Origin of the sequence: Bradyrhizobium sp. AUGA SZCCT0169 (genome assembly GCF_018130085.1) — a bacterium.
Taxonomy (GTDB): Bacteria; Pseudomonadota; Alphaproteobacteria; order Rhizobiales; family Xanthobacteraceae; genus Bradyrhizobium.
The window spans coordinates 220,367-239,288 of record NZ_JAFCMC010000006.1 but is presented as its reverse complement, the minus strand read 5'-3'; the positions used below and the strand labels follow the sequence as shown (position 1 = coordinate 239,288).

At 62.8% G+C, this 18,922-nt stretch carries 17 protein-coding genes and 1 pseudogene; 10 read left to right on the top strand and 8 right to left on the bottom strand.

Features of this window, described 5'->3' with window-relative positions; translation table 11 throughout:
* The first annotated feature begins 34 nt into the window (after positions 1-34).
* Genes JQ609_RS10450 through JQ609_RS10440 form a run of 3 tightly spaced genes read left to right on the top strand, consistent with a single transcriptional unit; the run spans position 35 to position 2,790 of the window.
* Positions 35-784, top strand: a complete 750-nt coding sequence (locus JQ609_RS10450; RefSeq protein WP_212273351.1) for an SDR family oxidoreductase — start codon at positions 35-37, stop codon at positions 782-784.
* 36 nt (positions 785-820) lie between these two features.
* Complete coding sequence (lpdA, locus tag JQ609_RS10445; RefSeq protein WP_212204157.1) at positions 821-2,224, top strand: dihydrolipoyl dehydrogenase; 1,404 nt, start codon at positions 821-823, stop codon at positions 2,222-2,224.
* A gap of 35 nt (positions 2,225-2,259) precedes the next feature.
* Positions 2,260-2,790 carry a hypothetical protein gene (locus JQ609_RS10440; RefSeq protein ID WP_212204159.1) on the top strand — a complete coding sequence of 177 codons (531 nt, stop codon included), beginning with the start codon at positions 2,260-2,262 and terminating at the stop codon, positions 2,788-2,790.
* 48 nt (positions 2,791-2,838) lie between these two features.
* Here the strand turns inward: JQ609_RS10440 and JQ609_RS10435 are convergent, their stop codons facing one another.
* Positions 2,839-3,429 (bottom strand): DUF4337 domain-containing protein, encoded by a 591-nt coding sequence (locus JQ609_RS10435; RefSeq protein WP_212204161.1) that lies wholly within the window; start codon positions 3,427-3,429, stop codon positions 2,839-2,841.
* A 114-nt stretch (positions 3,430-3,543) separates the two neighbouring features.
* Positions 3,544-4,515, bottom strand: coding sequence for a tyrosine recombinase XerC (locus tag JQ609_RS10430; RefSeq protein WP_212273350.1), 972 nt, complete (start codon positions 4,513-4,515; stop codon positions 3,544-3,546).
* Between the two features lie 145 nt (positions 4,516-4,660).
* Between JQ609_RS10430 and JQ609_RS10425 the strand changes: the two genes are divergently transcribed.
* Complete coding sequence (locus tag JQ609_RS10425) at positions 4,661-6,871, top strand: primosomal protein N' (RefSeq protein WP_212273349.1); 2,211 nt, start codon at positions 4,661-4,663, stop codon at positions 6,869-6,871.
* A 29-nt stretch (positions 6,872-6,900) separates the two neighbouring features.
* Here the strand turns inward: JQ609_RS10425 and JQ609_RS10420 are convergent, their stop codons facing one another.
* Both JQ609_RS10420 and JQ609_RS10415 read right to left on the bottom strand, forming a co-directional pair.
* Complete coding sequence (locus tag JQ609_RS10420) at positions 6,901-7,524, bottom strand: MSMEG_1061 family FMN-dependent PPOX-type flavoprotein (protein WP_212273348.1); 624 nt, start codon at positions 7,522-7,524, stop codon at positions 6,901-6,903.
* 262 nt (positions 7,525-7,786) lie between these two features.
* Complete coding sequence (locus tag JQ609_RS10415) at positions 7,787-8,284, bottom strand: septal ring lytic transglycosylase RlpA family protein (RefSeq protein WP_212273347.1); 498 nt, start codon at positions 8,282-8,284, stop codon at positions 7,787-7,789.
* 691 nt (positions 8,285-8,975) lie between these two features.
* Between JQ609_RS10415 and JQ609_RS10410 the strand changes: the two genes are divergently transcribed.
* The 6 genes and pseudogenes from JQ609_RS10410 (at position 8,976) to JQ609_RS10385 (ending at position 15,827) form a co-directional block, all read left to right on the top strand.
* The gene (locus JQ609_RS10410; protein ID WP_212204173.1) at positions 8,976-9,536 is read left to right on the top strand and encodes a F0F1 ATP synthase subunit delta; all 561 of its coding nucleotides are present in this window, start codon (positions 8,976-8,978) and stop codon (positions 9,534-9,536) included.
* The gene (gene atpA / locus JQ609_RS10405) at positions 9,536-11,065 is read left to right on the top strand and encodes a F0F1 ATP synthase subunit alpha (protein ID WP_212204174.1); all 1,530 of its coding nucleotides are present in this window, start codon (positions 9,536-9,538) and stop codon (positions 11,063-11,065) included. The genes JQ609_RS10410 and atpA overlap by 1 nt, the downstream gene beginning before the upstream one ends.
* 89 nt (positions 11,066-11,154) lie before the next feature.
* Positions 11,155-12,033 (top strand): F0F1 ATP synthase subunit gamma, encoded by an 879-nt coding sequence (locus tag JQ609_RS10400; protein ID WP_212204176.1) that lies wholly within the window; start codon positions 11,155-11,157, stop codon positions 12,031-12,033.
* A 58-nt stretch (positions 12,034-12,091) separates the two neighbouring features.
* Entirely contained in the window at positions 12,092-13,537 is a 1,446-nt protein-coding gene (gene atpD / locus JQ609_RS10395) for a F0F1 ATP synthase subunit beta (protein WP_212204177.1), read from the top strand.
* Positions 13,538-13,647: 110 nt separating this feature from the next.
* Positions 13,648-14,055, top strand: coding sequence for a F0F1 ATP synthase subunit epsilon (locus JQ609_RS10390; protein ID WP_212204178.1), 408 nt, complete (start codon positions 13,648-13,650; stop codon positions 14,053-14,055).
* Positions 14,056-14,223: 168 nt separating this feature from the next.
* A pseudogene (locus tag JQ609_RS10385) lies at positions 14,224-15,827 on the top strand (adenylate/guanylate cyclase domain-containing protein).
* A gap of 9 nt (positions 15,828-15,836) precedes the next feature.
* Here JQ609_RS10385 and JQ609_RS10380 read toward each other — a convergent pair.
* The 4 genes from JQ609_RS10380 to JQ609_RS10365 all read right to left on the bottom strand — a co-directional run bounded on the left by JQ609_RS10380 (position 15,837) and on the right by JQ609_RS10365 (position 18,881).
* Positions 15,837-16,493, bottom strand: coding sequence for an HAD family hydrolase (locus tag JQ609_RS10380; RefSeq protein ID WP_212273346.1), 657 nt, complete (start codon positions 16,491-16,493; stop codon positions 15,837-15,839).
* 10 nt (positions 16,494-16,503) lie between these two features.
* Positions 16,504-17,013, bottom strand: a complete 510-nt coding sequence (locus JQ609_RS10375; RefSeq protein ID WP_212273345.1) for an RNA pyrophosphohydrolase — start codon at positions 17,011-17,013, stop codon at positions 16,504-16,506.
* Positions 17,014-17,073: 60 nt separating this feature from the next.
* Complete coding sequence (locus tag JQ609_RS10370) at positions 17,074-17,577, bottom strand: RNA pyrophosphohydrolase (protein ID WP_212204181.1); 504 nt, start codon at positions 17,575-17,577, stop codon at positions 17,074-17,076.
* Positions 17,578-17,675: 98 nt separating this feature from the next.
* A complete protein-coding gene (locus tag JQ609_RS10365; protein ID WP_212273344.1) occupies positions 17,676-18,881 on the bottom strand; it encodes a divergent polysaccharide deacetylase family protein in 1,206 nt (401 codons plus the stop codon).
* Positions 18,882-18,922: the final 41 nt, after the last annotated feature.

Here is an 18,922-nt window from a genome sequence, read left to right as displayed (position 1 = left end):
GGCGTAGTGAACGCGTGGATCAATGGGGGCGAATGTGACGGATCGTGTTGTTGTCATCACCGGCGGTAGCCGCGGCATCGGCCGTGCCACCGCGATTGCCGCGGCGGCCCGCGGCTTTCGGGTCGTCGTCGGTTACGCCAGTAACGAGGCGGCGGCGAACGAAGTCGTTGCCGAAATCGGGCGCAGGAACGGCAAGGCCGTCGCGGTGAAATGCGACGTTGCCGAGGAAAGCGACATCCTCGCGCTGTTCAAGGCGGCCGATCAGTTCGGTACGTTAGGGGCGCTCGTCAACAACGGCGGTATTGTCGGTCAGAGCGGCGTGCGCGTCGACGAGATGTCGGCCGAGCGCATCCAGCGCGTGATGGCGGTCAACGTTACCGGATCCATCCTGTGCGCGCGCGAGGCCGTGAAGCGCATGTCGACCAAGCATGGCGGCCAAGGCGGCGTTATCGTCAATCTTTCCTCGGTCGCGGCGAGACTCGGTGCGCCGAATACGTATGTCGATTACGCGGCCTCCAAGGGCGCGGTCGATTCGTTCACGGTCGGGCTCGGCCATGAAGTCGCCGGCGAGGGGATACGCGTCGCTGCAATCCGGCCCGGGCTGATCGATACCGAAATTCATGCGGCCGGCGGCGAGCCCGATCGTGCTCATCGTCTTGCGCACATGGTGCCGATGAAGCGCGTCGGCACCGCGGAAGAAATCGCCAATGCCATCGTCTGGCTGATGTCGGACGACGCTTCGTACGTCACCAGCGCCATCCTCGATGTATCGGGCGGCCGGTAATACCCTGTCATAAAATTCAGTTACGGGACTTCAATCATGGCTTCTTACGATCTCGTCGTCATCGGCACCGGTCCGGGTGGATATGTCTGCGCGGTGCGCGCCGCGCAACTCGGCATGAAGGTCGCGGTGGTCGAGAAGAATGCGACGCTCGGGGGCACCTGCCTCAACGTCGGCTGCATGCCGTCGAAGGCGCTGCTGCATGCGTCCGAGATGTTCGAGGAAGCCGGGCACTCCTTTGCAAAAATGGGCGTCAGCATTTCCGCACCGAAGCTTGATCTGCCTTCGATGATGAATTTCAAGCAGCAGGGCATCGACGGCAACGTCAAGGGCGTCGAGTTCCTGATGAAGAAGAACAAGATCGACGTCATCAGCGGCACGGGCAAGGTTCTCGGTGCCGGCAAGGTCGAAGTGTCAGGCGGTGACGGCAAGGCGCAGGCGATCGAGACCAAAAACATCGTGATCGCCACCGGCTCCGACATCGCGCGGCTGAAGGGCATCGAGATCGACGAGAAGCGGATCGTGTCGTCGACCGGCGCGCTGTCGCTCGACAAGGTGCCCTCACACCTGCTGATCGTCGGCGCCGGCGTGATCGGGCTCGAACTCGGTTCGGTGTGGCACCGGTTAGGTGCGAAAGTCACCGTGGTGGAATTCCTCGACCGCATCCTGCCCGGCATGGACGGCGAAGTCGCAAAACAATTTCAGCGCATTCTCGAAAAGCAGGGCTTTGCGTTCAAGCTCGGCGCCAAGGTTACGGGTGTCGACACGTCGGGCAAGACGCTGTCGGCCAAAGTCGAGCCGGCGGCGGGCGGTGCAGCGGAGAGCATCGAAGCCGATGTGGTGCTGGTCTGCATCGGCCGCGTGCCTTACACCGACGGCCTTGGGCTGAAGGAGGCCGGTATTGCGCTCGACAATCGCGGCTGCGTCGAGATCGACGCGCATTTCTCGACCAACGTGAAGGGCGTCTATGCGATCGGCGACGTGGTGGCGGGTCCGATGCTTGCGCACAAAGCCGAGGACGAAGGCGTGGCGTGTGCCGAGATCATCGCAGGGCAAGCCGGGCATGTGAATTACGACGTCATCCCGGGCGTTGTGTATACCACGCCGGAGGTGTCGTCGGTCGGCAAGACCGAGGAGGAACTGAAGCAGGCGGGCGTCGCTTACACGTCGGGCAAATTCCCCTTCACTGCCAACGGCCGCTCCAAGGTCAACCAGACCACGGACGGCTTTGTAAAGATTCTCGCCGATGCGAAGACCGATCGCGTGCTCGGCGTGCACATCATCGGCCGTGAAGCCGGCGAGATGATCCATGAAGCCGCCGTTCTGATGGAGTTTGGCGGTTCGGCCGAGGATTTGGCACGGACCTGCCACGCGCATCCGACCCGTTCGGAGGCCATCAAGGAAGCCGCGCTTGCGGTCGGCAAACGGGCCATCCATATGTGATCGATGCCCGGCACACGCCGGGTCGAGTTTTTCAGATGATGCGCCGTCTATTGAAGCCGTTATGGATTCTGCTTGCGGTCATCTTCCTGATCGAAGCATGGCTGTGGGATCATCTCGAGCCGATCGTCGAGCGCATCGTCGCGTGGATTCCGTTCCGCGCGTTCAAGCGATGGCTGTCCGAGCGTGTCGATACGCTGTCGCCGGCGATGACGTTGATCGTATTTGCGGTGCCGGTGATCCCGCTGTTTCCGCTCAAACTGGTCGGGCTGTGGCTGCTGGCGAATGAATATTGGATCAGCGCGATCGTCGTCATCGTTCTCGGAAAATTCATCGGCGTCGGCGTCACCGCCTTTATCTTCGAAGTGACGCGGCCGAAGCTGCTGCAGATGCAATGGTTCAAGACGGTCTATGAGTTCATCATGGCGTTGCGCGCCAGGGCGGCCGCACTGGTCGAGCCGGTCAAGCGCCGGATCGCGGAAATGCTGCGCGGCGACGGCAGCGGCTGGTCAGCCCGGACGCTGAGGCTGATCCAGCGTTTTCGCAAGCGCGTGCACGAGGCGCGGTAAAGCCGGTGACCGAACTCACACCTCTCCCGATGGGAGGAGTGAAACAAGCTACATCAAATGCACGGCATGCGGCGCGAACAGGCCGATCAAGGTGAAGCCAATTCCGATCACCGCGAGCAGGGCGGAACCCCAGGCCAGCACGATCATGCCGGTGATGATGGTCGCCGATGCCAGCACGATGCCGATCTGGAACGCGGCCGAGGCGACTTCGTAGTGATGGTACTTGGCCATCGCCTCGTCGCGCAAATGTTCGGCATGCTTGGCGCGCTTCATGAGTTCTTCCGAGCCCTCGCCGGTTTCCGGCTCCGAGCGATAGCGCGCCGCAGTCTTGGTCCAGTCATCGATCTGCTTCTGCAGCGCCGCTTTCGCGGCCGGATCAGACGTGACCCCGAGGCTCAGCTTGGCGTGTTCGGCGGTGGCCTGAACCGTGGTACGGCGGATGCTCTTGGCCTGGAAGAACGCCCAGAGGTTCGACGCCTCGACATTCTTGCTGATCGATTCGGTCTGCGCGCCCTTGCCGAGGGTCTCCGACAGCGCAAGAAACAGCGCAATGACGGCGATCAGCAATGCGATTCTCTTGTTGGAGCTGGAAGCGTGCTCGGCGTGCTCCGCATGCTCCATGCTTTCATGTGCGCCCATGTTTCTCTCCTGCCAATGGTGAGCAGACGATTGCCGAACAAATAAGGCGGGCGCAAGGGGGCAGGAGCGGGCAGTCCACGATGTGACGATAGTATGTCGGAGCGCGGCCGGCGTTCAGCCGCGCGGATGCGCCGTCTTGTAAACTTCCAGCAGCCGCTCGCTGTCGATGCCGGTATAGATCTGCGTGGTCGAGAGCGAGGCGTGGCCGAGCAATTCCTGGATCGCGCGCAGATCGCCGCCGCGCGACAGCAGGTGGGTAGCAAAGGAATGCCGCAGCGCATGCGGCGTCGCGCTGTCGGGTAGGCCGAGCGCGCCGCGCAGCCGCTCCATGGTCAGCTGGATGATTCGCGGGCTGAGCGGCCCGCCGCGTGCGCCGACGAAAATCGGTCCCTCCGGGTTAAGCTGATGCGGGCAGACGGCGGTGTAATCGGCGATCAGCGCCAGCACGTTTTGCAGCACGGGCACCATGCGGGTCTTGTTGCCCTTGCCGGTCACGATGATAACGTCACCTTCGCCGGGCCGCGGCACGTCGCGCTTTTTTAAGCCCAGCGCCTCGGAGATGCGCAGGCCCGAACCGTACAGCAGCGCCATCACGGCGGCATCGCGCGCCCAGATCCAGGGATCGCGATCCTCGCCGGCGCGTTCGTCGGCATCGGCAAAACGTTTGGCGGCCGCCATCTGGATCGGCTTCGGCAGGCTCTTGCCGATTTTCGGCGCACGGATCGCCGAGAGCGCGCCGACCTTGCCCTTGCCTTCGCGCTCCAGAAAACGTCCGAACGAGCGCAGCCCTGCCAGCGCCCGCATCAGCGAGCGGCCCCCGATGTCGTCGGCGCGGCGCATCGCCATGAAGGCCCTGATGTCGCTGGCTTCCAGCGCTGCAAACCCCTTGAGCGTAACTTTTCGGCCCCAGTGCTGGCTGAGAAAAATCAGGCATTGCCGGAGGTCGCGGGCGTAGGCCTCCAGCGTTTTGGGTGACAGCCGACGTTCGGCGCGGAGATGCGACAGCCACCGCGTCATCTCCAACGCCAGCGTCGCGTCGGCGCAATCGAGTTCGATCGGTTGGGGTGACGGAACAGGCTTGGTCATGGACTATGGGCGCCCTGATTCTCCTGATTATATCGCACCTCTTTCGTTTACCGTTCGCTAACTTGCCCCACCAGCGCAGGTGCCACTGGCCCTCGCGGCCGCGCGCCCTTAACTTGAGCCCTTCCGCCCCTTAAGCCTGATTCCCATGGACCATTCGACGCGCAGCAGCAGTTCCTCCGCCACATCGACGCGCGTCGTCGATGTGCTGGTGCCGGTTGCGCTCAATCAGGCCTATTCTTATCGCGTCCCGCGCGGCATGGAGCTGAAGCCCGGCGACGTCGTCTGCGTGCCGCTGGGGCCGCGCGAGGTGGTGGCCGTGGTGTGGGCGGAAAACGCCAATCCCGATCCGCGCCTGCATAACCGCTTAAAGGATGTCGGCGAAAAGCTCGACGTGCCGCCGCTGAAGCAGGAACTGCGCTCGCTCGTCGACTGGGTCGCCAATTACACGCTCTCCGCCCGCGGCATGGTGCTGCGCATGAGCCTGCGGATGGGCGAAAATCTCGGCCCCGAGCGGATGCGGCTCGGCGTGCGGCTGGTCGGTGAGCCGCTGCGGCGCCTGACGCCTGCGCGGCGGCGGGCGATTGACGTGCTGTCGGATGGCCTCCTGCACGGCAAGTCCGAAGCCGCCCGTGAGGCTGGCGTCAGCTCAGGCGTGATCGACGGGCTGGTCGATGAGGGCACGCTTCAAGTCGAGGCGATGCCGCCGCCGCTGGCGCCGCCGGCGCCCGATCCGTCGTTTGCCCAGCCTGAATTCTCCCGGCAGCAGCGCACCGCCGTCGATGCAATGCGGGCGCTGGCGGCGAGTGGCAGCTTTCACGTTGCGCTGCTTGATGGCGTCACCGGTTCGGGCAAGACCGAAGTCTATTTCGAGGCGATCGCCGAAATTATCCGCCGCGGCAAGCAGACGCTGATCCTGATGCCGGAGATCGCGCTGACCGGACAATTCCTCGACCGCTTCGCGCAGCGTTTTGGGGTGCGTCCTCTGGAATGGCATTCCGAACTGACGCCGCGCACCCGCGCCCGCAACTGGGCGGCGATCGCAGCCGGCGAAGCGCCGGTCGTGGTCGGCGCGCGCTCGGCATTGTTCCTGCCCTATGCCGATTTGGGCTTGATCATCGTGGATGAGGAGCACGACCAGGCCTACAAGCAGGATGATGGCGCGCATTATCACGCCCGCGACATGGCGGTGGTGCGCGCGCATATCGCGAAAATTCCGATCATCCTGGCTTCGGCGACGCCGTCGATCGAGACCGAAGTCAACGCGCGCAAGGGCCGCTATCAGCGCATAGCATTGCCGTCGCGCTTCGGCGGCCAGCACATGCCGCATATCGAGGCGATCGATTTGCGCCGCGAACCGCCGCCGCGCGGCCGCTTCGTGTCGCCGCGGCTTGCCGATTACATCGGGCAGGCGATCGAGAAGCGCGAGCAGGCGCTGTTGTTCCTCAATCGCCGCGGCTACGCGCCGCTGACGCTGTGCCGCGCCTGCGGGCATCGCTTCTCCTGCACGATCTGCGATGCCTGGCTGGTGGATCATCGCTTTCGCCAGCGGCTGGTCTGTCACCATTGCGGCTTCTCGATGCCGCGCCCGAATATCTGTCCGCATTGCGCGGCCGAGGAATCGCTGGCTGCCATCGGGCCCGGTGTCGAACGCCTGCAGGAGGAGGCCGCGCAACTGTTCCCGAACGCGCGCACCATGGTGCTGTCGAGCGACCTGATCACCTCGATCGAAACCATGCGCAGCGAGCTGAACGAAATCGCCGAGGGCCGCGTTGATATCATCATCGGCACGCAGCTGGTGGCGAAGGGACATAATTTCCCGCGGCTCAATCTGGTCGGTGTCGTCGATGCGGATCTGGGCCTGAGCAATGGCGATCCGCGCGCCGCCGAGCGGACGTTTCAATTGCTCAACCAGGTGATCGGCCGTGCCGGGCGCGACCAGGGCCACGGCATCGGTTACCTGCAGACCCATCAGCCCGATCATCCCGTGATGAAGGCGCTGGTCGCAAGCGATCGCGAGGCGTTCTATGCCACTGAAATCGATCAGCGTGAACGATCGGGCTATCCGCCGTTCGGCCGGCTCGCCAGCCTGATCATTTCCGCCGGCGACCGGCCGACCGCCGAAGGTTTTGCGCGCAAGTTAGCCGCCATCGCGCCGATCGACGAGCGCATCCAGGTGCTGGGGCCTGCGGAAGCGCCGCTGGCAGTTATCAAGGGCCGCTATCGCTTCCGGCTATTGGTAAAGTCGCTGCGCAATGTCGATCTGTCGGACTATTTGCGCGAATGGCTTGCGGCGGGTCCGAAGACAAAAGGCAATCTCAAGCTCGAGGTCGACGTCGATCCGCAGAGCTTTTTGTAAAGGCCATCATTGGCCGGCGACAATCCGCATCAACCGTTCGACCACAGATTGGTCGTGTATCCCTGCTCGACAAAGGCATCGATTTTCGCCGCCTGATCCTCGGCGGCGCCGGCCCTCGCCGCGAAGACTTTTCCGAACGAGATGCGCTTGGGTTCCGGCCAATGCTCGGGTTGCCAGAGCTTTGACCGGAGCACCGCGCGGGCGCAGTGGAAATAGGAGCGTTCGATGTGGATCCGGATCGCCAGCAGCGCCGGACGGCCTTCCTTGCCAAGTGTCGCCAGCAGTTCGGCATCGTCAAAGATCTCGGCCCGCCCCGAGAGTCGCAGCGTCTCGCCGGTCCGGGGTCGCAGGAAAATCATCCCGATCCGGCCGGTCTCGATGATGTTCTGCAGGCCGAACGCAAGGTTGTTGCCCGCCCGTTCCGGGAGCAGAACCGTTGTTTCATTTTCGACGCGGACAAACCCGGGCTCGTCGCCCTTCGGGGATACTTCGATCGGCCCGTCGCGGCCGGCCGTGGCCATCAGCCCAAACGGGCACGTTTGCAAGAAGTCGATCGCCTGTTCGTCGAGACAGGGCGCTATTTTGGCCTTGGTGGTCGCCCGTGGTTCGGGAAGAACACTTCGCAGTTGTTCCACGGTTTTGATCTGGCTCATGATCGATCTCGTCAGTGCTGGTTCAAGGACTGCGGAACGCGCCCTGTTGCCCGCAGAACCTAGCACGATCCTCCTGCCACCGTGGTGGCCAGAGCCGCTCAGCGCCGTTCGGGCGGGGCGGCAAGTCGAGCGTGGTCAAATAAAAAGCCTGCCGTCATTTGCGACGGCAGGCCCTTATCGGTGCGCGAAAGTACTGCGCCCGTTACGCAACGCAACGCTTACCAGATTTGTTGAACCGGAAACGGCGTATGATCGGCGCTATTTAAGAGACGACCTCGGCGGTGATGCGACCGACGCCCTTGGCGCGGGTCAGTCCGACCGCGCTGGCAGCGCCGGTCGAAAGGTCGAGCACGCGCCCTTTAATGAACGGGCCGCGGTCGTTGATGGTGACGATGACGCTGCGGCCGCCATGGGTCACGCGGAGCTTGGTGCCGAACGGCAGGCTGCGATGGGCCGCGGTCATGGCGTTCTGGTTGAAGCGCTGGCCGGACGCGGTCTTGCTGCCGGATTCATTGCCGTAAAAGGAAGCCATGCCCGAGAAGCTGCGCCCGGAGCTTGAGCCGATCGACGCGTTGGCGTCCTGCCAGTTGCTCTTGGCCTTCTGGGCGTGGTGGGAATGATGGTGGTGATGGCGGTGGTGCCGGGATTTGGCCGAAGCTTCGGTAATGCTGCTACCGACCAGGAGAGTTGCGGCGATCAAAGCAAACGCCGTACGCGACCGGGTGACAGTTCCCGGCAGCAGGTTCTTGGAATTCAACATCAATATAATCCCTCAGACAGTATTGCCACATATGTGACAAGTGGAACCCCCGTTCCCATGTACGAGACTGCCGTTTGAGTAGGCATTGAGGCATGAATTGGGCAGTAATCTGTGTTTTTCTCCGGCTGACATATCTTGTTACCTAGATCAACTAAACAACGGGTATTTCTCAATACGCTGCTTTAACGATATTTTAACCATAACTATACTTACTATTACTGATGAATTAAGTGTTCGTTAGCGTTCACGAAGTTGCGACAAGTAAACGGCGGGGAACCGGATTCGGTCTGTGCAGACGGCTCATGGCGCCCATGCAAATACGGGCGGAACAATTTGGCGTAGTGCTGACGCACTCCGGCGCGGAGCGAAGGGTGGCAAGATCGTGACGGCTGATTTGCCGCGATCTGCGCGTGACACCCGCGGTTCGAAAGTCGGCTTGAAGGTCGGTTTGGAAAATTGAATTAGAGGCCAACTAAAATAGTCGTACGACAAGGCATCGCCCGCGCGCGCCGTCATGTTGCACCTGCGCGCTTGCTATGTTAGCAAAGCCGCGATTTTAACGATCCCGGCACCTCTCGTGTCGGTCGAAAATCGAAGTCCCGCTTGAATTCCAAGGGCTTGGATCGCTAGGCGCCGCTTTCGTGGCGACGGTTTTTCCCTTGCGAGTTTGACAGCAAAAAAGAGCGTCTCTGTGGCTGCTGAAGATCCGTCCGTTTCGGGAGTGTCAGGCCGTTATGCAACGGCCTTGTTCGAGTTGGCGCGCGACGAGAAATCGATCGACGCAGTAAAAGCCGATCTCGATAGATTCGAGGCTATGCTGGCCGACAGCGCTGATTTGAAGCGCCTGGTCCGCAGTCCGGTTTTCTCGGCAGATGCGCAGTCGAAGGCGCTCACCGCGATTCTCGACAAGGCCGGGATTTCGGGCACTTCTGCCAAATTCCTCAAGGTCCTGACCGCCAATCGCCGGCTGTTCGCCGTCGGTGACGTAATCCGCGCCTTCCGCGCGCTGGTGGCGAAGTTCAAGGGCGAAGCTACGGCAGACGTCACCGTCGCCGAATCGCTCAGCGACAAGAATCTCGACGCTCTCAAGACCGCACTGAAGTCAGTGACGGGCAAGGACGTCGCGCTCAACGTGAAAGTCGATCCCTCCATTATCGGCGGCCTGGTGGTCAAGCTCGGCAGCCGCATGGTGGATAGTTCGCTTCGCACCAAACTCAATTCGATCAAGCACGCGATGAAAGAGGCAGGCTGATGGACATCCGCGCCGCGGAAATTTCCGCGATCCTCAAGGACCAGATCAAGAATTTCGGCCAGGAGGCTGAAGTTACCGAAGTCGGACAGGTGTTGTCCGTCGGCGACGGCATTGCCCGCGTCTACGGCCTCGACAACGTCCAGGCCGGCGAGATGGTCGAATTCGAGAACGGCACCCGCGGCATGGCGCTGAACCTCGAAACCGACAACGTCGGTATCGTGATCTTCGGCGCCGACCGCGAGATCAAGGAAGGCCAGACCGTCAAGCGCACCCGCGCCATCGTCGACACGCCCGTCGGCAAGGGCCTGCTCGGCCGCGTCGTTGACGCACTCGGCAACCCGATCGACGGCAAGGGTCCGATCCAGTCCACCGAGCGCAAGCGCGTCGACGTCAAGGCGCCCGGCATCATTCCGCGCAAGTCGGTGAACGAGCCGATGGCGACCGGCCTCAAGGCGATCGACGCCCTGATCCCGGTCGGCCGTGGCCAGCGCGAGCTGATCATCGGCGACCGCCAGACCGGCAAGACCGCGATCGCGCTCGACACCATCCTGAACCAGAAGCCGCTCAACGCGCAGCCGGACGAGAACATCAAGCTGTATTGCGTCTATGTCGCGATCGGCCAGAAGCGCTCCACCGTCGCCCAGTTCGTGAAGGTGCTCGAAGAACAGGGCGCGCTGGAATATTCGATCGTGGTCGCCGCTACCGCGTCCGACCCGGCGCCGATGCAGTACATCGCGCCGTTCACCGGCTGCACCATGGGCGAATATTTCCGCGACAATGGCATGCACGCCGTCATCATCTATGACGACTTGTCCAAGCAGGCCGTCGCCTATCGCCAGATGTCGCTGCTGCTGCGCCGCCCGCCGGGCCGCGAAGCCTATCCCGGCGACGTGTTCTATCTGCATTCCCGCCTGCTCGAGCGCGCCGCCAAGCTGAACAAGGACCAGGGCTCGGGTTCGCTGACCGCGCTGCCGGTCATTGAGACCCAGGCCAACGACGTGTCGGCCTACATTCCGACCAACGTGATTTCGATTACCGACGGTCAGATCTTCCTGGAAACCGACCTGTTCTTCCAGGGCATCCGTCCGGCGGTCAACGTCGGTCTGTCGGTGTCGCGCGTCGGATCGTCGGCGCAGACCAAGGCGATGAAAAAGGTCGCCGGCAAGATCAAGGGTGAGCTGGCGCAGTACCGCGAAATGGCGGCGTTCGCGCAGTTCGGTTCCGACCTCGACGCCTCGACCCAGCGCCTCTTGAACCGCGGTTCGCGCCTGACCGAGCTCCTGAAGCAGCCGCAGTTCTCGCCGCTGAAGATGGAAGAGCAGGTTTGCGTGATCTGGGCCGGCACCAACGGCTATCTCGATGCGCTTCCGCTCAACAAGGTGCGTCCTTTCGAAGACGGCCTGCTGTCGCTGTTGCGCGGCAAGAACGTCGAAATCCTCAACAGCATCCGCGAAAGCCGCGATCTCAGCGACGAAACTGCGGGCAAGCTGAAGGCGGTTGTCGAAGGTTTCTCCAAGACGCTTGCTTGATGGGCCGTCATGGCCCGGCGCTAGCCGGGCCTGATGAAAAGAGGCTTGCGGTCGGATCCTAGAGGTCTGATCGCCGGGGTGAACTAAGAATGGCTTCACTGAAAGACATGCGGGTCCGCATCGCCTCGACCAAGGCGACGCAGAAGATCACCAAGGCCATGCAGATGGTCGCAGCCTCCAAGCTGCGCCGCGCGCAGACCGCCGCCGAAGCGGCGCGGCCCTACGCGGAAAAAATGGACGCGGTGATCTCGAACATCGCCACCGCAGCCGCGGGTTCGCCCGGCGCGCCGGCGCTGCTTGCCGGTACCGGTAACGATCAGGTTCACCTGCTGCTGGTTTGCACCGGCGAGCGCGGTCTGTCGGGCGCGTTCAATTCCTCGATCGTACGGCTGGCGCGCGAACGCGCGCTGTCGCTGATCGCCCAGGGCAAAGAGGTCAAGTTCTTCTGCGTCGGCCGCAAGGGCTACGAGCAGCTCCGCCGCCAGTTCGACAGGCAGATCGTCGAACATCTCGACCTGAAATCGGTGCGTCAGCTCGGCTTCATCAATGCCGAAGATATCGCCAGGAAGGTTCTGGCGCGTTTCGATGCCGGCGAATTCGACGTCTGCACGCTGTTCTATTCGCGCTTCAAATCCGTGATCTCCCAGATCCCGACCGCGCAGCAGATCATCCCGCTGGTGGTGGAAGCGCCGGCCGCAAATGCCGGCCCGTCGACGTCCTACGAATATGAGCCGGAAGAAGACGAGATCCTGACGCGCCTGTTGCCGCGCAATCTCGCGGTGCAGATTTTCCGCGCGCTGCTGGAAAACAACGCTTCGTTCTACGGCGCGCAGATGAGCGCGATGGACAACGCCACCCGCAACGCCGGCGACATGATCCGCAAGCAGACCCTTATCTACAACCGAACCCGTCAGGCCCAGATCACCAAGGAGCTGATCGAAATCATCTCCGGCGCCGAGGCACTCTAGCCATTCGCGCGACACCCTGACGGACTTCCTTAAGACAGAATTCGAAGGAGAGAGTTTTATGGCCGCAGCACCAGCAAACCAGACCGGACACATCACCCAGGTCATCGGCGCCGTCGTCGACGTGCAGTTCGAAGGGCATCTGCCCGCCATTCTGAACGCCATCGAAACCAAGAACGCCGGCAACCGCCTGGTGCTCGAGGTGGCGCAGCATCTCGGTGAATCCACGGTGCGTACCATCGCGATGGACACCACCGAGGGTCTGGTCCGCGGCCAGGAAGTCACCGACACCGGCGCGCCGATCCGCGTTCCTGTCGGCGCCGGCACACTGGGCCGCATCATGAACGTGATCGGAGAGCCGATCGATGAAGCCGGTCCGATGGTGTCCGAAGGCCTGCGCCCGATCCATGCGGAAGCGCCGAGCTATACCGACCAGTCCACCGAAGCTGAAATTCTCGTCACCGGCATCAAGGTCGTCGACCTCTTGGCGCCTTACGCCAAGGGCGGCAAGATCGGCCTGTTCGGCGGCGCCGGCGTCGGCAAGACCGTGCTGATTCAGGAACTGATCAACAACGTCGCGAAGGCGCACGGCGGTTACTCGGTGTTCGCCGGCGTCGGCGAGCGCACCCGCGAAGGCAACGACCTCTATCACGAGTTCATCGAATCCAAGGTCAACGCCGACCCGCACAATCCCGATCCGAACGTGAAGTCGAAATGCGCGCTGGTGTTCGGCCAGATGAACGAACCCCCGGGTGCCCGTGCCCGCGTCGGCCTCACCGGTCTGACGGTCGCCGAGCACTTCCGTGACCAGGGTCAGGACGTGCTGTTCTTCGTCGACAACATCTTCCGCTTCACCCAGGCAGGCTCCGAAGTGTCGGCGCTCTTGGGTCGTATTCCTTCGGCGGTGGGTTATCAGCCGACGCTCGCCACCGACATGGGCGCGCTGCAGGAGCGCATCACCACCACGCACAAGGGCTCGATCACCTCGGTGCAGGCGATCTACGTGCCGGCCGACGACTTGACCGACCCGGCGCCCGCGACCTCGTTCGCCCATTTGGACGCGACCACGGTGTTGAACCGCGCGATTTCGGAAAAGGGCATCTATCCCGCGGTGGATCCGCTCGACTCGACCTCGCGCATGCTGTCCCCGCTGGTCGTCGGTCAGGAGCACTACGAGACCGCGCGTATGGTTCAGCAGGTGTTGCAGCGCTACAAGTCGCTGCAGGACATCATCGCCATTCTCGGCATGGACGAACTCTCCGAAGAGGACAAGATCGCGGTTGCCCGCGCCCGCAAGATCGAGCGCTTCCTGTCGCAGCCGTTCCATGTCGCCGAAGTGTTCACCGGTTCGCCCGGCAAGTTCGTCGACCTCGCCGACACCATCAAGGGCTTCCGCGGCCTGTGCGAAGGCAAGTACGACCATCTGCCGGAAGCGGCGTTCTACATGGTCGGCAACATCGAAGAAGCCGTCGAGAAGGGCAAGAAGCTGGCGGCTGAAGCGGCTTAAGTTACTTCGTCATTGCCGGGCTTGACCCGGCAATCCATCGCCAAGAAAAATTCTCTTGATGGACCCGCGGGTCAAGCCCGCGGGTGACAGCGGAAAGAACGGAAAGATCCATGGCCACCTTCCACTTCGATCTGGTTTCCCCCGAAAAACTCTCCTTCTCCGGCGAGGTCGATCAGGTTGACGTCCCCGGCGTGGAAGGCGATTTCGGCGTTCTGGCCGGCCATGCGCCGGTTGTGGCCGCGGTCCGTCCCGGCATCCTGACCATCACCTCCGGCGGCACGCATCAGAAGATGATCGTGCTCGGCGGTCTCGCCGAAATGTCGGAGAAGGGCCTCACCGTGCTCGCCGACGTTGCCACCTCGATTCAGGACATCGATCGGGCCCAGTTCGCCGAGACGATCGCCGAGATGGAAGCCAAGCTTGCCGAGAAGGAAGGCACCGAACTCGACCACGCCATCGAGCGGCTCGATCACTTCAAGAGCATCGAGCATCAGCTCAGCTCCACGGCGATGCATTAAGCCCCGGGGTCCTGCTCCGGGGCGCAATGAAGGCCCCTGATAACACCAGCGCTCGTCACACCGTGACGGGCGCTGAACTTTTAGCGGCAGTATTTCTTTCGCAAGTCGCCCCGGCTGTGCCCGGAACCGCTACAGTTGCGCCCGGGAACTGGTTCGGGGCTGTTTTTTATGAAGCGCAAGATCGCGGCGATTTTTGCAGCCGATATTGCCGGCTACAGCCGCCTGGTTGCCGAGGACGAAGAGGAAACGCTGCGGCGGCTCGCTATCGTGAAGTGACCGACGATTTCATAGCCAAAGGCGGCGGCCGCATTTTCAATACCGCGGGAGACGCGGTGCTTGCCGAATTCCCGAGCGCAGTGGAAGCCGTACGCTGCGCCGTCGATATCCAGGAAAGCCTGCGCACCCGCAACATGGCGTATCCGCCGAGCCGGCAGATGTCGTTTCGCATCGGCATCACCATCGGCGATGTGGTCGAGCGCGACGGCGACCTGCTGGGCGAGGGCGTCAACATTGCCGCACGCCTCGAGGGCCTCGCCGAAGTCGGTGGCATCTGCGTCTCGTGCGCGGTGCACGAACAGGTCGCCAACAAATTGTCGGTGCAGTTCGCCGATATCGGCGCGCAGGACGTGAAGAACATCCCGACCCCGGTGCATGCCTTCATGGTGGCGATGCGCCGCGAAGACGGCTCCTACTCGACGCCGCAGGTCAAGAAGCCGATCAAGGCTTCGGATCACGGTGCGCCAAACTGGATGTGGCCGGTCGCGGTCACCCTGGTTAGTTTGGCTGCGATCGGCGTCGGCGGCTTTCTGTACTTCACCAAGCTGGAGAACATGGCGGCGAAGCAGGCGCCGCAAGTGGCGAGCAGCCATGTGAACTCGGCGCCGGCGCCAGCGTCCGTGCCGCCGGTGGCTACGCCATCATCTCCATCGCCGCTTTCGCCGTCTAGTGAGATCCTCGCAATCGCTGCCGTGCCATTTGTCGGTGAGCGGATTCGCGCGACGCTCGAAAAGGAGTACGTGCCGGGCACCGACTTCAAGGCGGTCGCGCTCAACTTCGGCGGATTCAACGCCTTCGTCACCGGGCAGGCGAGTGAAGAAGTGGCAAAAAGCATGGCGGTCGAGCAATGCCAGAAGCGCGCGGACAGCGCTTCGTCACCGCGAAAATGCGAACTCTATGCTGTCGGCAACAAAGTCGTTTATGCGCACGGCAAGCCGCCCCTGCCACCGCCGCCCTGGATCAAACACGACCAGACAACCGAACGGCCATTTTCCTCAAAGGAAATGCCGTTAACGCGTGATCCCGGCAAGGCGCGGATTGAAAATATCTATGTGCCGGCCCGTAAGACCAAGATACTGGCAGTCGGCCCCGGCGTCGGTCAATACTACATGGTCGTCGGTGTGGATACGGTAGAGGAGGCGGCGCGACGGAGTCTGGAATCGTGTGGCGCCATCGCCGGCGTTCCCTGCATGATTGTAGCGCTGAACGACACGTTCATCGTCCCAGTTCCGACAACGATGAGGGTGACCGGCTTCTTCAAGGCGGCCGATCCTTCGCTGGTCGCACCTGAAGCGCGCGATGATGCCGCGCGCAAACTTGCCGATGCTGCAGGTGGATGGAGCGCGATCGCCGTGGGCGCCGCAAGACGGCCCGGTCTGGGATTGAAGCAAGCCAGTGAGCAGGCCGCAGTCAACGAAGCCCTCAGCGACTGTGCCAAGCGCGACAGCGATTGCCGCGTCGTCGCGGTCGGGCCGTTTACGGTCGGGCCCAACTAGCGGCGTCTATCAGCTCTGGCGCTTCATCTCGCGCAGCAAGGCCGGCAATCCGGCCAGATCTTTCAGTATGAAATCGGCGAGCGCGGCATCGGGCCAGCGAACATGGTTGCGGCCCCAAGGGCCGCGTTCAAGTAAGGCGGTCTTCATGCCAAAATTCCGCGCCGGAATGACGTCGTTATCGAGACGGTCACCGACATAGAGCACTTCGGCTGGATCGAGGTCGGTCATCGCGAGCGTCTTGCTATAGAAATCAAGCGAAGGCTTGTCGACGCCGAGCTCCGCCGAGGTCGTGATCAATCTGGCCTCCAGGCCGAACGAATCGAGCGCCGCCTTGGCGGTGGGCGGTTGATTGCCGGCGATACCGACAAACCAGCCGTCATGCGTCAGTTCGGACAGGCACGGCCTGGCATCGGCGTAGAGATCGCCTGCTTCGATCCTGAAATCCGTTCCGCTTCGCTTGCGCTCGGCGACAGCGGCACGGACGTCAAAACCCGGCCGCAGTCGCTCGAAGACCAGGCGGTAATTCTCGCCTTTGGCAATGATATCGTCGAGCACGGCCAGAAACTCGGCCCTGTCGACGCCCATGGTGTCGGCCCAGCCCTGCAGCAGGCGCGTTTCGTCGATCAGCGTCTCGCCAACGTCGAAAAATATGGCGCGGATCGGCATCGGCACTTTCTTAAGTAGTCGTAGTTGCAAATCGTGCGAACGCCGTGGCGACGGTCATGTACACCTCGCGCCGGAACGGCACCACGAGACCGGCAACACGGTCGAGCCGTTCCCAGCGCCATTGGTCGAATTCGGCCGGCTGCCCGTTGCGCGGCGTCAACGGGTCGATCTCGTCGTCACGCCCGGTGTAGCGCAGCGCGAACCATTTTTGCCGCTGGCCGCGGAATTTGGCGAGGCGATGCGAGGGGGGACCGTCATAGGGCGGAAACTCGTAAGTCATCCAGTCGGTTTCACCGAGATGCTCGGCGCTGACCGCGCCGGTCTCCTCCCAGAGTTCGCGCATCACCGCATCACGCGGATTCTCGTTAGCGTCGATGCCACCCTGCGGCATCTGCCATTCGAGGCCGGGGAGGATGATCTCGGGTCCATCGTCGCGGAAGCGCCGGCCGATCAGCACCTGACCGGCAGCGTTGAACAGAGCGATCCCGACATTGGGGCGGTACGGTTTTGTATCTGTCATTGATGCTTGATGTGTTAGGCGTCATTCCGGGTTCGCTCGCGCTCCGGAATGACGGGTACATTACTTGCCCGCGAGGCTGGAAAATTCCTGCACCACGCGTTCATAGACCGGCCGCTTGAACGGCACGATCAGGCTCGGAAGATTCTTCATCGGCTCCCAGCGCCAGCTGATGAATTCGGCCTTGTGGCCGCCGCCGGGGCTCGCAACATTGATCTCGCTATCCTTGCCGGTGAAGCGGACCGCAAACCATTTCTGGCGCTGCCCGCGGTAGCGGCCCTTCCAAGTACGGCCGGCCACGGTGCGCGGAATGTCGTAGATCAGCCAGTCGGCGACCTCGCCGAGTTTCTCCACCGAGCGAACGCTGGTTTCCTCATAGAGCTCGCGCTTTGCCGCCGCCCAGGTATCCTCACCGGGATCGACGCCGCCTTGCGGCATCTGCCAGACGTGCGTTTCGTCGACATGCTCGATGCCTCCGGCGCGGCGACCGATGAAGACCAGCCCCGCCGCATTGATCAGCATCATGCCGACGCATGTCCGGTAAGGCAGGTCTTCGTAGCGCGCCATTCCGTCGATTTTCCTTGCAGGTTTCCTACACACACACAATTCGAACGATCAGGCGGGCGGAATCCGGCAATGCCGGATTGGCGCCATCAGGTTGATCCCTATCCTGATTTTGATTTCAGCATCGCCGTTGTCAATGGCACAAGCAGGATGCCACGGGTCTCGAGCGTCTTGATCCAGGCGGCGAGCCGCTCGATCGAAATCGGCAGGGCCGAGGCGACGCCGACGGCCAGGCCGCGTTCCTTGGCCAGGGTTTCGAGCTTGAGCAGCGTCCGGTCGATCTCGGCCGAGGTCGGCACCGCGTCGATGGTGAAATCGGCCTTGGTGAAGGGCATCGCCTGACCCGCCGCCAATGCGGGGGCGGCGCTGCGCGGGGTGGAGCCGTCATCGAGATAGCCGAGGCCGCGCTTGGCCGCCTCGCGGATGATCGGCTGCATCACGGCGTCCGTTGCCACAAAGCGCGCGCCCATGAAGTTGGCGATCCCCACATAGCCCTGGATCCGGCTCATATGCCAATACAGACGGTCGATATTCTGCTCCGGCGCCAGCGTCGTCAGCAGGGTCTGCGGGCCGGGATCGTTGTCGGGATAATCGAACGGTTCCATCGGGACCTGCAGCAGGATCTCGTGGCGTTGCGCCCGCGCGCGCTCGGCGAGTTTCGTCGGGTCCGCCCCATAGGGCGTAAACGCCAGCGTCACGGCGGGCGGCAACTTCATGATGGCATCAACCGTCTTGGCGGCGCCGACACCGAGGCCTCCAACGACGATGGCGACAACGGGCATCTTGGCGGCCTTGGCGCGGTCGGCGTCGGCGGCATAGACCGTAAACGGCTTCAGGCCGTCGGCAACCACCGGGATCATGCCGTAGCGCGACTTCTCCAGCAGGCGCGGATCGATGCCGGCCATCGCGGTTGCCGGCGCTGTCTCCGCATCGTTCTTGTTGCCGGCATCGCCGCCGATCACGACGTCCTGCCGCTTGCCGCTGGATCCGTCGATGATGGTGACGGTCTTGTTTTCGCCGGCCGCAGCCTGTTTGGGCGCGGATGTCGCAGACTGCCCGGCGGGACCGGCCGCGGCCGCGGTGGCTTTCTCGTCAGTCACGGGCGTCTTGCGCATGGCGACGTGCGCGACCGGCTCGCCGCCAAACGGATTGTCCGTAAACAGCGCGATGGTGGCAAAGCCGACCAGGAACAGGCCAAGCAGCACGGCCAGCGCCTGCATCGCGGTGAACGGCAGCCGGAACCGGCGCTTCTTGCGCTTGGTCTCCTGTCCGAGCGGCGTGCTCAGCTCGTCGGCCGTTTCCGTCATGAACCTCCCCGAATCAACCACCGACGATACCACGATGGACC

Bases quoted from the DNA above. Each gene is read 5' to 3' on its own strand.
- lpdA (WP_212204157.1), top strand. From the start codon at position 821: ATGGCTTCTTACGATCTCGTCGTCATCGGCACCGGTCCGGGTGGATAT.
- JQ609_RS10440 (WP_212204159.1), top strand. From the start codon at position 2,260: ATGATGCGCCGTCTATTGAAGCCGTTATGGATTCTGCTTGCGGTCATC.
- JQ609_RS10435 (WP_212204161.1), bottom strand. From the start codon at position 3,429: ATGGGCGCACATGAAAGCATGGAGCATGCGGAGCACGCCGAGCACGCT.
- JQ609_RS10430 (WP_212273350.1), bottom strand. From the start codon at position 4,515: ATGACCAAGCCTGTTCCGTCACCCCAACCGATCGAACTCGATTGCGCC.
- JQ609_RS10425 (WP_212273349.1), top strand. From the start codon at position 4,661: ATGGACCATTCGACGCGCAGCAGCAGTTCCTCCGCCACATCGACGCGC.
- JQ609_RS10420 (WP_212273348.1), bottom strand. From the start codon at position 7,524: ATGAGCCAGATCAAAACCGTGGAACAACTGCGAAGTGTTCTTCCCGAA.
- JQ609_RS10415 (WP_212273347.1), bottom strand. From the start codon at position 8,284: ATGTTGAATTCCAAGAACCTGCTGCCGGGAACTGTCACCCGGTCGCGT.
- atpA (WP_212204174.1), top strand. From the start codon at position 9,536: ATGGACATCCGCGCCGCGGAAATTTCCGCGATCCTCAAGGACCAGATC.
- JQ609_RS10400 (WP_212204176.1), top strand. From the start codon at position 11,155: ATGGCTTCACTGAAAGACATGCGGGTCCGCATCGCCTCGACCAAGGCG.
- atpD (WP_212204177.1), top strand. From the start codon at position 12,092: ATGGCCGCAGCACCAGCAAACCAGACCGGACACATCACCCAGGTCATC.
- JQ609_RS10390 (WP_212204178.1), top strand. From the start codon at position 13,648: ATGGCCACCTTCCACTTCGATCTGGTTTCCCCCGAAAAACTCTCCTTC.
- JQ609_RS10380 (WP_212273346.1), bottom strand. From the start codon at position 16,493: ATGCCGATCCGCGCCATATTTTTCGACGTTGGCGAGACGCTGATCGAC.
- JQ609_RS10375 (WP_212273345.1), bottom strand. From the start codon at position 17,013: ATGACAGATACAAAACCGTACCGCCCCAATGTCGGGATCGCTCTGTTC.
- JQ609_RS10370 (WP_212204181.1), bottom strand. From the start codon at position 17,577: ATGGCGCGCTACGAAGACCTGCCTTACCGGACATGCGTCGGCATGATG.
- JQ609_RS10365 (WP_212273344.1), bottom strand. From the start codon at position 18,881: ATGACGGAAACGGCCGACGAGCTGAGCACGCCGCTCGGACAGGAGACC.